The organism is Streptomyces sp. YIM S03343 (assembly GCF_054729195.1).
The window spans coordinates 2,258,321-2,271,631 of sequence record NZ_JBPUKX010000001.1; the positions used below are offsets into that span (position 1 = coordinate 2,258,321).

Sequence of the window (13,311 nt, forward strand, 5' to 3'; positions counted from 1 at the left end):
GAGGAGGCTTGGAGATCAAGTGGCGGTACTGGGCGTTACCGGCGGCACCGCTGGCGCTGGTCCTGCTGGCGGCGACCGGCTGTGAGAGCACGCCGGACGCGCGGCCGAAGCCGGCCGCCGCGCCCGCCACGTCCGTGGCCCGGGTGTGCGCCGATCCCGCGGCCGGTCCGTCGAAGGCGCCGGCGGGCGCGGTGACGGTCGACCCCGCGGTGGCCGGTGACCTGGCGGCGAAGACCAAGAGCAGCCCCCCGCACACCACGTTCTGGCTCCGACCAGGCAAGCACAGGCTTGACTCGAACCGCTACGCCCAGGTCATCCCCAAGGAGGGGGACAGCTACCTCGGCGCGCCGGGCGCCGTGCTCGACGGCCGGAAGACCAACCAGTACGCGTTCGGCGGCACCGCCCGCGACGTCACCATCCGCTATCTGACCGTGCAGGGTTTCGTCGCGCCGCGTGACGAGGGTGTGGTCAACCATGACTCGGCCGACGGATGGGTGATCGAGCACGCGACGATCCAGAACAACTCCGGCGCCGGGCTGATGGCCGGTGCCCGCCAGCGTGTCCGCGCCAACTGCCTGCGCGGCAACGGTCAGTACGGCATGAACGCGTACAAGGCCACCGGCCGTATCAGCGGCCTGGTGGTCGAGGGCAACGAGATCGTGGGCAACAACAAGGACGACTGGGAGCGGCGGCGGCCGGGCTGCGGCTGCACCGGAGGCGTCAAGTTCTGGGCCGTCAACGGCGCCGACATACGCGGCAACTGGGTGCACGACAACCGCGGAACCGGGTTGTGGGCGGACACCGACAACAACGACTTCCTCATCGAGAACAACGTGCTCGAAGCCAACGACGGTGCCGCGCTGATCTACGAGACCAGCTACAACGCGGTCATCCGGAAGAACACGATCCGGCGGAACAACTGGGTCGAGGGCCGCAGGTACGCCGACCGCGGCGACAACTTCCCGTTCGCGACCGTCTATCTGTCCGAGTCCGGCGGCGAACCACGGATCCGGGCCCGCACGGACAAGATCGAGATCTACCGGAACGTACTGGAGAACAACTGGTCCGGGATCACCCTGTGGGAAAACGCCGACCGGTTCTGCAACAGCCCGGCCAACACCTCGTCCGGTGACTGCACCCTGCTGGTGAAGAAGACCGACCGCTGCGCACAGCCGGCGATCGCCACCGCACCGCTCTACGCCGACTGCCGGTGGAAGACCCAGCGGGTGGACATCCACGGCAACCGGTTCGTGCTGGACAAGTCCGTCGTCGGCTGCACGGTGAAGTGCGACCGCATGGCGGTGCTGGCCAACTACGGCACCTATCCGGACTGGTCGCCGTACCAGGGCGAGCGGGTGGCCGAGGCGATCACCCTCAAGCAGCACAACCGCTGGCACGACAACGTCTACGTCGGACCGTGGACATTCGTCGTCCACGACCCGAGCCGGATACTCGACTCCGGTCAGTGGCAGGGCACGCCGTACCAGCAGGACGCGGGCAGCACCTTCCGTGCAGGGGACGGTGGTTGAGATGAGCACCCACCACGCGTCCCACACTGAGATGAGCACCGACCGCACCTCCCGCACGCCGAAGATCGTCGGGACGGTCTGGGGGCTGCTGGTCCTCAACACGCTCGGCTCCGCCGGGGCGAAGACCATCGTCCCGCTGCCCCGCTCCCTCATCCAGATGGTCACCATGGGCGCACTGGTCGCCGCGTTCGCGCTGGCGCTCACGGTCAATCTCCGGCTGCGCATCCGGGCCGGCGCCTATGTGTTCCTGCTGACCCTGCTGCTGGTGGAGAGCGTGATCTCCAGCGTGCATCTGGAGTCCGGGTTCGGCGCGCTGTTCCGCTGCTTCCGGCTGGCTCTCTTCGTCGGCACGCTGTGGCTGCTGAGCCGCTGGTGGGACGGCGGTCTGACGTTCGTCCGGCACCACATCCGGATGTATTTCGCGGTACTCGGGTCGGTGGCCGCCGGCTTGGTCGTCTCACCGGGCATGGCCCTGCCCGACCTCTACGGCGGGCGGCTGGTCGGCGCGTTGTGGCCGCTCACCCCGCCACAGATCGGACAGTACGCCGCGGTGATCATCGGGCTCACCGTGCTGCTCGTCCTGGGCGGCCGGACCGACAGGACCAGTGCGGTGGTGGTCATCGTGCCGTCACTCGTCCTGCTCGCGTTGACCCATACCCGGACGGCCACACTCGGCCTGCTCCTCGGGCTGGCGCTGGCGATCGGCTCGCTCGTCCTGACCAGCGCCGCCGCCCGCCGGTTCTTCGGCTGGGCGGTGCTGTGCGCCGCGGTGGCCGCGGTGGCGCTCGGCTCGCTGCTGCAGGCGTGGTTCCTGCGCGGACAGAGCCAGGAGAATTTCTCCAGCCTCACCGGTCGGGCCAAGGTCTGGAACGCCCTGCTGGCAGCGCCCCGGACGACCACGGAGTACCTGTTCGGCGTGGGCCTGGGCGACAAGTCGTTCGGCGGGCTGCCGATCGACAACAGCTGGCTGGCCGTCTTCAACGAGCAGGGCGTGATCGGCGTCGCCCTGGTCGCGGCGTTCATCATCGTGCTGGGCGGCGTCGCGTTGCTGCGGCCGCCGTCGCTGTCGAGGGCCTGCGCGATCTTCCTGATCAGCTACTGCGCGATCGCGTCGTACACCGAGGCCGGGCTGGGCGACGCCTCGCCGTATCTGCTGCATCTGGCCTTGGCCGCCTCGCTGCTGGCGACACCGGCACCGGGCGCGGCCACTCCCCTCTCGACGCCCGAAATCCGTACGACACCCGACGTTCGTGCGACGCCCGAAGTCCGTGCGACACCCGACGTCCATGCGACACCCGACGTCCATGCGACACCCGACGTCACGCCCGAGGTCCGTCCGACGCGAGAAGTCCGTCGGCGACGCGTCCCGCGATGGGCCCCGGATTCGGAGGTGACCTGAGCATGCACATCCTCGCGGTGCACAACCGCTACGCCTCGGCGCAGCCGAGCGGGGAGAACAAGGTCGTCGACCAGGAGGTGGCGCTGCTGCGCGGGGCCGGCCACCGGGTCGAGGTGTTCGAGCGGCGCAGCGACGACATCGCCGCCCGGTCCCTGCTGGGCAAGGCCGCGGTACCACTGCTGGTGCCGTGGAACCCGGCGGTCCGTGCGGAGCTCACCGCCCGACTACGCACCGAGCGGCCGGACGTGGTGCACGTCCACAACGTCTTCCCGCTCCTGTCGCCGGCAGTGCTGGCCGCCTGCGCCGACGCCGGCGTGCCCGCCGTGGCCACGCTGCACAACTACACCCAGGTCTGCCCGCCCGGCACGCTGCAGCGGGACGGCCGGCCCTGCGCCGAGTGCGTCGGGTCCACGCCGCTGCCCGCCGTCCGGCACGGCTGCTACCGGAACTCCCGGCTGGCGACGGTGCCGCTCGCGGTCAGCATGTCGGTCAACCGGCGGCGGTGGTGGTCCGGCGTGGAGCGGTTCTTCTGCATCTCCGCGGCGCAGCGCGACGTCCTGGTGCGGGCCGGTATGCCGGCCGAGCGGCTGGCGGTGAAGCACAACTTCGTGCCCGACCCGGACGTCCGCCGAGCGGGCAACGGCGAGCACTTGCTCTATCTCGGCCGGCTCGCGGAGGCCAAGGGCGTACGGCTGCTCATGGCCGCGTGGGACGAGATCGCCGCCGGCGGCGGTGTGGGCGTGCCGCTCGTGATCGCCGGCGCGGGGCCGCTGGAGCCGGAGGTGACCGCCTGGGCGGCGGGCCGGGACGACGTGCGATACGTCGGCCTGTACGACGCGGCGGAGTGCCGGCAGGCCATCGCGCGGTCGGTCGCCGTGGTGGCTCCCTCCACATGGCTGGAGGCGTTCGGCCTGGTGGTCGTGGAGGCGATGGCGGCGGGGGTCCCGGCCGTCGCCGCCGGTCACGGCGCCTTCGTCGAACTCGTCGAGGACGGGGTGACCGGGCTGCTGCACCGGCCGGGCGAGCCCGCCTCGCTCGCGTCCTGCCTGCGCCGGATCACGGCCGAGTCCGCCCGAAACCAGGAGATGGGCCAAGCGGCCAGGCGCCGTTACGAGCAGGGCTTCAGCCCGGCCGTCGGACTGGAGCGCCTGGTGGACGGGTACCGCACCGCGATCGCGGGTCGGTACGACGGCGGGGACAGCCCGCCGAAGACAGGGGAAGAAAGCACTGGCTCGCGGCGGGGACACCCGCGCGAGCAGGGGGGATGGGGACAGTAGATGACACGATGCCGACTCTGCGGCTCGGAAGCGATGGCGAGCGTCGTCGATCTCGGGGCGACGCCGCCGTGTGAGAGTTTTCTCGCCGCGGACCAACTGGACCAGCCGGAACCGGCGTACCCGCTGCACCTGCGGGTCTGCACCGACTGCTGGCTCGCGCAGATCCCTCCGCTGATCACGCCGGAGGAGACGTTCAGCGAGTACGCGTATTTCTCCTCCTACTCGACCTCCTGGGTGGAGCACGCGCGCACCTTCGTCGCCGACGCCGTACAGCGCCTTGCTCTCGGCCCCGACGCCTTCGTGGTCGAGGTGGCGAGCAACGACGGGTATCTGCTGAGGCATGTGGTGGACCGCGGGATCCGCTGCCTCGGCATCGAGCCCTCGGTGAACGTCGGCGCGGCGGCGCGGGACGCGGGTGTGCCCACGCTCACCGCGTTCCTGGACCCGGACACCGGCGCCGGCGTCCGAGCCGAGCACGGCCCGGCCGACCTGGTCGTGGCGAACAACGTGTACGCGCACATCCCCGACGTGGTCGGGTTCACCCGGGGGCTGCGTGCCCTGGTCGCCGACGACGGCTGGGTCTCCATCGAGGTGCAGCACTTGCTGACCCTGATCGAGGAGAACCAGTACGACACGATCTACCACGAGCACTTCCAGTACTACACGGTCGCGTCCGCGGCCCGGGCGCTGGCGAGCGGCGGACTCGCGCTCGTGGACGTCGAGTTGCTGCCCACGCACGGCGGCTCCATCCGGCTGTGGGCCCGGCCGGCCGAGGTGGCCGGCGAGCCGAGCCGCCAAGTGGCCGACGTGCTGGACCGGGAGAAGGCCGCCGGGCTGCAGGAGCTGTCCGGGTACACGGAGTTCTCCGCTCGGGTGGCCAAGGTGCGCCGGGACCTGCTGCGGTTCCTCATCGAGGCGGCCGAGCGCGGTGAGACGGTCGTCGGCTACGGCGCCCCGGGCAAGGGCAACACCCTGCTCAACCACTGCGGCATCCGGCCCGACCTGCTCCCGTACACGGTCGACCGCAACCCGTACAAGCACGGCAGGTTCACCCCGGGCACCCGCATCCCGATCCTGCCGCCCGAGCAGATCAGCACCGACAGACCGGAATACGTCCTCGTCCTCCCGTGGAACCTGCGGGCCGAGCTGACCGAGCAGTTGTCCTTCGTGCACGCCTGGGGCGGCCGACTGGTCTTCCCCGTACCGGAACTGAGCATTGTCGAGGTCAAGCCATGAAGGTCGTACTGTTCTGCGGCGGCTACGGGCTGCGGATGCGCAACGGAACCTCCGACGACGTGCCCAAGCCGATGGCGATGGTCGGACCGCGGCCGCTGATCTGGCATGTCATGCGCTACTACGCGCACTTCGGGCACACGGAGTTCATCCTGTGTCTCGGGTACGGGGCGCACCACATCAAGGACTTCTTCCTCACCTACGAGGAGACGACGTCCAACGACTTCGTGCTGCGGGGCGGGCAAACCGAGCTGCTGTCCACCGACATCGCCTCCTGGACGATCACGTTCGTGCAGACCGGCGTCGAGTCACCGATCGGGGAACGGCTGCGCCGGGTCCGGCACCATCTGGACGGCGACGAGATGTTCCTCGCCAACTACGCCGACGTGCTCACCGATGCCCCGCTGCCGGAGATGATCGACCGGTTCGCCAGGCGCGACGCCGGTGCGTCGATGATGGTGGTGCCGCCGCAGTCCTCGTTCCACTGCGTGGACCTGGGCGACGACGGCCTGGTGGGGGGCATCACCCCGGTGAGCGAACTGCCGCTGTGGGAGAACGGCGGCTACTTCGTACTCCGCCAGGAGGTCTTCGACCACATCCCTGAGGGCGGTGACCTGGTCGCCGACGGATGCGCCCGACTGGCCAAGCAGGGGCGGCTGGTGGCGCACCAGCACCGCGGCTTCTGGAAGCCGACCGACACCGTGAAGGAGCGGGCCGCGCTCGACGACGCCTACGCCCGGGGCGACCGCCCGTGGGCCGTGTGGGAACACGGCGGCGCGGGGGCGAACGCCGGGGTGAGGACCTCGTGATCCAGCTCGGCGCCGGGCGCCTGGACCGGATCGTCGCGGTGGCCGCGCACTGCGACGACATCGCCATCGGCGCGGGTGGCACGCTGCTGACGCTGTGCCTCGCGCGGCCGGGTGTCCGCGTCGACGCGCTGGTGCTCTCCGGCGGTGGCGGCGAGCGGGAGCAGGAGGAGCGGGCCGCGCTGGCCGCCTTCTGCCCGGGCGCCGACCTGCGGCTGACCGTGCACAAGCTGCCCGACGGCCGGCTGCCCGCGCACTGGGAAGAGGCCAAGGCCGCGGTCGAGGAGCTGCGCGCGGGGACAGAGCCTGATCTCGTGCTGGCCCCGCGCACCGATGACGCGCACCAGGATCACCGCGGCCTGGCGAAGCTGATACCCACCGCGTTCCGCGACCACCTCGTGCTCGGCTACGAGATCGTCAAGTGGGACGGCGATCTCGGCCGTCCGGCGGCGTACCAGCCGCTGTCCCCGGAGATCGCCGAGCAGAAGGTGCGGCTGCTGCAGGAGCACTACCCCTCGCAGCGGCACCGGCCCTGGTTCGACCGGGAGGCCTTCCTCGGGCTGGCCCGGATCCGCGGTATCGAATGCCACGCGCACTACGCCGAGGCGTTCGCCGTCACCAAACTCACGCTCAACCTGGGGGGTTGAACCTTGCGCGTACTGCTGACCGGACACCAGGGCTACCTGGGCACCGTGATGGCCCCGGTCCTCACGGCCGCCGGACACGACGTCGTCGGTCTTGACGCCGGCCTGTTCGCCGACTGTGTCCTCGGCCCGACACCCGCCGACCCGCCGGGGCACGTTGTCGACCTGCGCGACGTCACGGCCGAACACGTGGCCGGGGTGGACGCCGTGATCCACCTGGCCGCGCTGTCCAACGACCCGCTGGGATCGCTGGCGCCGGAACTCACCTACGACATCAACCACCACGCGTCCGTCCGCCTCGCCCGGCTGGCCCGCGACGCCGGAGTGCGGCGCTTCCTGTACGCGTCGACCTGCTCGGTCTACGGCGCCGCCGGCGGCGACGACCTGGTGGCCGAGGACGCCCCGCTGCGCCCGGTGACGCCGTACGCCGAGTCCAAGGTGCGGGTGGAGGACGACCTGCACGTGCTCTCCGACGGCGACTTCAGCCCGGTGTACATGCGCAACGCCACCGCCTTCGGCTACTCCCCCCGGCTGCGCGCCGACATCGTGCTGAACAACCTGGTGGGCCACGCGCTCCTGTCCGGCGAGGTCCTGGTGCTCTCCGACGGCACCCCCTGGCGCCCGCTGGTGCACGCCGCCGACATCGCACGGGCCTTCGCGGCCGCGCTGGTCGCGCCGCGGGAAGCGGTGCACGACCGGGCGTTCAACATCGGCAGCGAGATCAACAACGTCACGGTCGCCGAGATCGCCGAGCAGGTCGCCGAGGCGGTGTCCGGCGCCAAGGTGGTGATCACCGGGGAGAACGGTGCCGATCCGCGGTCGTACCGGGTGGACTTCTCCCGGTTCCGCACGGCGATACCCGGCTTCGACTGCGAGTGGACCGTGAAGCAGGGCGCGCTCGAACTCGCCGACGCCTACCGGAAACACGGGCTGACCCGGGAGGACTTCGAGCGACGCTTCACCCGGCTGGCCGTGCTGCGCGCGGCGTCCGACGCCGGCACCGTCGACGACACCCTGCGGTGGCGCCGATGACGACGGCCGGCGAGGAGATGTACGCGCTGGTGGAGCGGTTGTACCCGCTGTGCCGGAGCATCACCGGCGACGGTGTGCGCGCCACCCTGGAGATCGTCGGCGAGTACGTCCCGCTGCAGGTGCACGAGGTGCCGACCGGGACTCAGGTGCTCGACTGGACGGTGCCGCAGGAGTGGAACATCCGGGACGCGTACATCGCCGACTCCGCCGGGAAGCGGGTCGTCGACTTCGCCGAGTCCAGCCTGCACGTGCTCGGCTACAGCGTGCCGGTGTCGGCGACCATGCCGCTGGCCGAGCTGCGCGGACATCTGCACACCCTGCCGGACCACCCGTCCTGGGTGCCGTACCGCACCAGCTACTACCAGCCGGAATGGGGGTTCTGCCTGGCCCAGGAGACCCTGGACGCGCTGCCGGACGGCGAGTACGAGGTGCGCGTCGACTCCACGCTCGCCGACGGCCACCTCACCTACGCCGAGCATGTGGTCCCGGGGCAGGTCGCCGACGAGGTGATCGTCTCCTGCCATGTCTGCCACCCGTCGCTGGCCAACGACAACCTGGCCGGCATCGCGGTGGCGACGTTCCTGGCCAGGGCACTGGCGGAGCAGACGCCGTACTACACCTACCGGTTCCTGTTCGCGCCCGGCACCATCGGGGCGATCACCTGGCTGGCCCGCAACGCGGAGCGGGTGGAACGCGTGAAGCACGGAGTGGTGCTGGCCTGCGCCGGTGACCCTGGGCAGCTGACGTACAAGCGGAGCAGGCGCGGCGACGCGGAGATCGACCGGGTGATGCGGCATGTGCTGACCGCCTCCGAACGCCCGCACCACATCGCCGAGTTCACCCCGTACGGCTATGACGAGCGGCAGTTCTGCTCGCCCGGGTTCGATCTAGGAGTGGGCTCGCTCAGCCGGACCCCGTACGCCGGCTACCCCGAGTACCACACCTCGGCGGACAACCTGGACTTCGTCTCCCCGGAGGCGATGGCGGACACCCTCGCGGTCTGCCGCGAGGCGTTCGGCATCCTCGACCGCAACCGGCGGTACGTCAACCTCAGCCCCTACGGCGAGCCGCAGTTGGGCCGGCGCGGGTTGTACGACGCGCTCGGCGGCCGCAGCGACACCAAACAGGCCCAGATGGCCATGCTCTGGGTGCTCAGCCTCTCCGACGGCGAGCACAGTCTGCTGGACGTCGCCGAGCGGTCCGGGCTGCCGTTCGACGCCGTCGCCGCCGCGGCGGACGCCCTGCGCGGCGCCGAACTGCTCAAGGCGTGACGCCGATGACCGCCGAGGGGGAAACGACCGCCGAGAGGGAGATGACCACCGAGAGGGAGAAGACCACTGAGGGGGAGATGACCGCCGAGAGGGAGAATCCGCAGACGACGGCGCCACCGGCCAAATCCGCCAAGCGGGCCCTCGTCGGCCGGCTGTCCTGGGGGCTGGCCGACCAGGCGGCCTCCAGCATCTCCAACTTCGCGGTGGGGATCTACGTGGCGCGCTCGCTGGGGGTGACCGCGTTCGGCGTGTTCAGCCTGGCCTGGGTGACCTACGGCGTGGTGCTCAACGTCTCCCGCGGGCTGGCCACCGACCCGCTCGTGGTGCGCTTCAGCGGTGTGCCGGACGCGTCCTGGCGCGGGGCGGTGGCCCGGTCGTCGGGTACCGCGCTCGGCGTCGGTGCCACCATCGGCGCGGCGTGTCTCGTGGCCGGCCTTGCTCTCGGCGGCCGGGTGGGGCCCGCGTTCGCCTGCCTCGGCGTCATGCTGCCGGGCCTGCTGCTGCAGGACGCCTGGCGGTTCTCGTTCTTCGCCGCCGGGAACGGGCGGAAGGCGTTCGTCAACGACGTGGTGTGGGGCATCGCGCTCGTCCCGGCCATGGTCGTGGCGGCCCACGAGGGCAGCGTGGCCGCTTTCGTGCTCGCCTGGGGCGCGTCCGCCGCGGTGGCCGCCGCGTACGGCTGCCTCCAGTCCGGCATCCGGCCCCGGCCGACCGGGGCGCGCGGGTGGCTTCGCGAGCAGCGCGATCTCGGCTACCGGTACCTGGTCGAGAACGTCAGCCTCAGCGGCGCGAGCCAGCTGCGGGCGTACGGGCTCGGCGCGATCGCCGGGGTCGGCGCGGTGGGTGCGGTGCGGGGCGCCGAGCTCCTGATGGGCCCGTTCCTCGCCGTACTGATGGGGCTGTCGCTGGTCACCGTCCCGGAGGCGGCCCGGGTGCTGCGGCAGGCCCCGCAGCGGCTCGGGAAGTTCTGCCTCCTCCTCGGCGGCGGGCAGGCCACCGGCGCGCTGCTCTGGGGCGGGGCGATGCTGCTGATGCCGGACCGGCTCGGCGAGTTCGCGCTCGGCGAGGTCTGGCACTCCGCCGCGGAGCTCATCGTGCCGATCACCCTCGGCGTCGCGGGCGCGGGCCTCGGCACCGGCGCGGCGGCCGGGCTGCGCGCGCTCGGTGCGGCCCGGCGCAGCCTGCGCTGCCAGTTGTTCGCCTCCGCGTGCTATGTCGGCGGCGGGCTCGGCGGGGCGGTCGTGGCCGGCACGGTCGGCTCGGCCTGGGGCGTCGCCGCCGCGACCGTCAGCGGCTCGGCCGTGTGGTGGCTGCAGTTGCGGTCCGCCCTGCGCGAGCACCACCACAACTCCGTTCCCGAAGTTCCCGAAGTGAGGACCTCATGACCGCCCGACCCAGGCTGAGCATCGGCCTGCCCGTGTACAACGGCGAGGAGTACCTGGCCGAGTCGTTCGACGCCCTGCTCGGGCAGACCTACGAGGACTTCGAGCTGGTCGTCTCCGACAACGCCTCGACCGACGGGACCCAGGAGATCTGCCGCAAGTACGCCGCGCAGGACTCACGCATCCGTTACCTCCGCCTGCCCCGGAACATCGGCGCCACACCGAACCACAACCATGTGTTCGCCGAGTCCCGCGGCGAGCTGTTCAAGTGGGCCTCCCACGACGACCTTTACGGCCGGGACCTGCTGCGGCGCTGCGTCGACGCGCTGGACGAGCGGCCGGAGGTGATCCTCGCGCACACCGGCCAGGCGGTCATCGACGGCGACGGCCAGGTGAAGGTCCCCTACGAGTACGGGCTCGCCACCGACTCGCCGCACGCGCCGGAGCGCTTCCGGAGCCTGCTGTTCGAGCCGGGCGGCGACGACTTCTACGGGGTGATGCGGGCCGACATGCTGCGCCGGGTGAAGCCGCTCGACAGCTACCACCACGCGGACCGCACGTTCGTCGCCGAGATCACCCTGCACGGGCCCTTCTACCAGGTCCCGGAACTGCTGTACTTCCGCCGCGACCACCCCACCCGCGCCGAGCGGGCGAACCCTTCCAAGCGCGCCCGGTGCGTCAATCTGGACCCGCGCCGGGCGGGCCCGCTGCACCCGACGCCCCGGCTGCTCGCCGAGTACGTCTGGGGCTTCGTCGCGGCGGTCCGGCGGGCACCGTTGTCCCCGGCCGACCGGCGCGCGTGCTACCGCCACCTGGCCGCATGGATGACCAGCCGGGTCCGGCCGGGCGCCGGCGAGCGGGTCGAGGACCGCGCCCCGGTCGACCCGGGCCTGCTCACCGTCTCCGTCGACGCCCTGGTCGCCGGCCGTGAGGGTCGTAACGGGGGGCAGGCATGACGTCCGCGGACAAGGCTCCGGTGCGCGTCGGGGTGTTCGGCCTGCTCGGCTCCGGCAACCTCGGCAACGACGGGTCGCTGGAGGCCGTGCTCGGGTATCTCCGCGCCGAGCACCCGGAGGCGGTCGTGGACGCGCTGTGCGGCGGACCCGAGGCCGTCACCGCCCGGTTCGGGATCCCCGCGACGCGGCTGCACTGGTACCGCGGGGAGTACCGGACCGCGTCACGTGCGGGCGCGATCGCGTCGAAGGGTCTGGGCAAGCTCGTCGACGTCTTCCGCACGGCAGCCTGGGTGCGCCGGCACGATGTGGTGATCGTGCCGGGCATGGGCGTCCTGGAGGCCACGCTGCCGCTGCGGCCGTGGGGCTTCCCGTACTCGCTGTTCCTGCTCTGCGCGAGCGGTCGGCTGCTGCGCACCCGGGTCGCGCTGGTCAGCGTGGGCGCCGCGACGATCGGCAACCGGCCGACCCGGGTCCTGGTGCGCTGGTCGGCACGGCTGGCCGCGTACCGGTCGTACCGGGACGCCCCGTCCCGCGACGCGATGCGGGCGATGGGCGTGAACACCTCGCGCGACGAGGTCTACCCGGACCTCGCGTTCTCTCTGCCGACACCCCCGGCGAGCACGCCCTCGGGCTCGCCGGGCCCGGTCTGCCTCGGCGTCATGGACTTCCACGGCGGCAACGACGACCGCGCCCGGGCCGACGAGATATACCGCCGCTACCTCGACGGGACGATCAAGTTCGTGCGCACGCTGGTCGAGGAGGGCAGGCCGGTCCGGCTGCTCACCGGCGACCAGTGCGATCTGTCGGTGGTCGCAGCGATCCTCGACGCCGTCGACTCACCGCTGGTCACCGCGGCCGAACCGGCCTCACTGGCCGACCTGATGAACGAGATGGCGGCCGCCGACACCGTGGTGGCCGTCCGCTACCACAACCTGATCTGCGCGCTGAAGACCGGAACGCCCGTGCTCGCCCTCTGCTACGCGGCGAAGAGCGACGCCCTCATGGACCGGATGGGCCTCGGCACGTACTGCCACCCGGCCCGCGAGGTCGACGCCGACCGACTGCTCGAACAGTTCCGGGAGCTGGAGAAGCATTCGGCGGAGCTACGGCAGACCCTCACCGAGCGGAACCGGGTCGCCGCGCAGCAACTCGCCGACCAGTTCACCGCCTTGACCACGACCCTGTTCCCTGCGAACGTCCACGCCCACGCCCCGCGGAAGGCTCCATGAAAGCGACCGAAGTCCCGGAGATCGCCGGCGCATACCTGTTCGAGCCGACCCCGTACGCCGACGAACGCGGCTTCTTCTGCCGCACCTTCGACGCCGACGTGGTCCGCTCGGTGGGCCTCGACCCGAACGCCTTCGTCCAGGACAGCGTGTCCCGCTCGGTCCGGGGCGTGCTGCGCGGCCTGCACCTGCGCTCCGGCGCGGGCGAGGCCAAGCTGGTGCGGTGCTCGTACGGGAGGATCTTCGACGTGGTCGTGGACCTGCGGCCGGACTCACCGACGTACCGCAACCGGGCCTTCTTCGAGCTGTCCGGCGACACGCAGGTGACCCTGTACATCCCGGCGGGGTGCGCGCACGGCTTCCAGGCGCTGACCGAGACCGCCGACACCTCGTACCGGATCGACCGCCCGCACGATCCGGCCGAGGACGTGACGATCGCCTTCGACGACCCGGAGCTCGCCATTCCCTGGCCGCTGCCGGTCACCTCGATGTCCCGGCGGGACCGGGAGGCGCCGAGCCTCGCCGAGGTCCTGAAGCACCAAGAGAGTTGAGGTCG

General features: G+C 71.4%; 12 protein-coding genes. All 12 read left to right on the forward strand.

All coding sequences use genetic code 11. The features are described from left to right. Positions 1-8 precede the first annotated feature (8 nt). The 12 genes from ACSYGN_RS09670 (at position 9) to rfbC (ending at position 13,306) form a co-directional block, all read left to right on the forward strand. The gene (locus tag ACSYGN_RS09670) at positions 9-1,529 is read left to right on the forward strand and encodes a right-handed parallel beta-helix repeat-containing protein (RefSeq protein ID WP_460393900.1); all 1,521 of its coding nucleotides are present in this window, start codon (positions 9-11) and stop codon (positions 1,527-1,529) included. A gap of 1 nt (position 1,530) precedes the next feature. Then, a complete protein-coding gene (locus ACSYGN_RS09675; protein WP_460393902.1) occupies positions 1,531-2,928 on the forward strand; it encodes an O-antigen ligase domain-containing protein in 1,398 nt (465 codons plus the stop codon). A 2-nt stretch (positions 2,929-2,930) separates the two neighbouring features. Then, positions 2,931-4,205 carry a glycosyltransferase gene (locus ACSYGN_RS09680; RefSeq protein WP_460393904.1) on the forward strand — a complete coding sequence of 425 codons (1,275 nt, stop codon included), beginning with the start codon at positions 2,931-2,933 and terminating at the stop codon, positions 4,203-4,205. Continuing rightward, a complete protein-coding gene (locus ACSYGN_RS09685; RefSeq protein WP_460393906.1) occupies positions 4,206-5,441 on the forward strand; it encodes a class I SAM-dependent methyltransferase in 1,236 nt (411 codons plus the stop codon). Beyond that, positions 5,438-6,247: a glycosyltransferase family protein gene (locus tag ACSYGN_RS09690; protein ID WP_460393908.1), complete on the forward strand. Its 810-nt coding sequence runs from the start codon at positions 5,438-5,440 to the stop codon at positions 6,245-6,247. The genes ACSYGN_RS09685 and ACSYGN_RS09690 overlap by 4 nt, the downstream gene beginning before the upstream one ends. Beyond that, complete coding sequence (locus ACSYGN_RS09695; protein ID WP_460393910.1) at positions 6,244-6,891, forward strand: PIG-L deacetylase family protein; 648 nt, start codon at positions 6,244-6,246, stop codon at positions 6,889-6,891. Before ACSYGN_RS09690 ends, ACSYGN_RS09695 begins: the two co-directional genes overlap by 4 nt. 3 nt (positions 6,892-6,894) lie before the next feature. Continuing rightward, positions 6,895-7,920, forward strand: coding sequence for an NAD-dependent epimerase/dehydratase family protein (locus tag ACSYGN_RS09700; RefSeq protein WP_460393912.1), 1,026 nt, complete (start codon positions 6,895-6,897; stop codon positions 7,918-7,920). Beyond that, entirely contained in the window at positions 7,908-9,191 is a 1,284-nt protein-coding gene (locus ACSYGN_RS09705) for a DUF4910 domain-containing protein (protein ID WP_460393914.1), read from the forward strand. Before ACSYGN_RS09700 ends, ACSYGN_RS09705 begins: the two co-directional genes overlap by 13 nt. 77 nt (positions 9,192-9,268) lie before the next feature. Further along, the gene (locus ACSYGN_RS09710) at positions 9,269-10,576 is read left to right on the forward strand and encodes a hypothetical protein (RefSeq protein WP_460403343.1); all 1,308 of its coding nucleotides are present in this window, start codon (positions 9,269-9,271) and stop codon (positions 10,574-10,576) included. Then, complete coding sequence (locus ACSYGN_RS09715) at positions 10,573-11,529, forward strand: glycosyltransferase family 2 protein (RefSeq protein WP_460393916.1); 957 nt, start codon at positions 10,573-10,575, stop codon at positions 11,527-11,529. The genes ACSYGN_RS09710 and ACSYGN_RS09715 overlap by 4 nt, the downstream gene beginning before the upstream one ends. Next, entirely contained in the window at positions 11,526-12,758 is a 1,233-nt protein-coding gene (locus ACSYGN_RS09720; protein ID WP_460393918.1) for a polysaccharide pyruvyl transferase family protein, read from the forward strand. Before ACSYGN_RS09715 ends, ACSYGN_RS09720 begins: the two co-directional genes overlap by 4 nt. After that, on the forward strand, positions 12,755-13,306 hold the full coding sequence (rfbC, locus tag ACSYGN_RS09725; RefSeq protein ID WP_460393920.1) for a dTDP-4-dehydrorhamnose 3,5-epimerase: 552 nt from the start codon (positions 12,755-12,757) through the stop codon (positions 13,304-13,306). The genes ACSYGN_RS09720 and rfbC overlap by 4 nt, the downstream gene beginning before the upstream one ends. Positions 13,307-13,311 lie beyond the last annotated feature (5 nt).

Bases quoted from the DNA above. Each gene is read 5' to 3' on its own strand.
- ACSYGN_RS09675 (WP_460393902.1), top strand. From the start codon at position 1,531: ATGAGCACCCACCACGCGTCCCACACTGAGATGAGCACCGACCGCACC.
- ACSYGN_RS09680 (WP_460393904.1), top strand. From the start codon at position 2,931: ATGCACATCCTCGCGGTGCACAACCGCTACGCCTCGGCGCAGCCGAGC.
- ACSYGN_RS09685 (WP_460393906.1), top strand. From the start codon at position 4,206: ATGACACGATGCCGACTCTGCGGCTCGGAAGCGATGGCGAGCGTCGTC.
- ACSYGN_RS09690 (WP_460393908.1), top strand. From the start codon at position 5,438: ATGAAGGTCGTACTGTTCTGCGGCGGCTACGGGCTGCGGATGCGCAAC.
- ACSYGN_RS09710 (WP_460403343.1), top strand. From the start codon at position 9,269: ATGACCGCCGAGAGGGAGAATCCGCAGACGACGGCGCCACCGGCCAAA.
- ACSYGN_RS09715 (WP_460393916.1), top strand. From the start codon at position 10,573: ATGACCGCCCGACCCAGGCTGAGCATCGGCCTGCCCGTGTACAACGGC.
- ACSYGN_RS09720 (WP_460393918.1), top strand. From the start codon at position 11,526: ATGACGTCCGCGGACAAGGCTCCGGTGCGCGTCGGGGTGTTCGGCCTG.
- rfbC (WP_460393920.1), top strand. From the start codon at position 12,755: ATGAAAGCGACCGAAGTCCCGGAGATCGCCGGCGCATACCTGTTCGAG.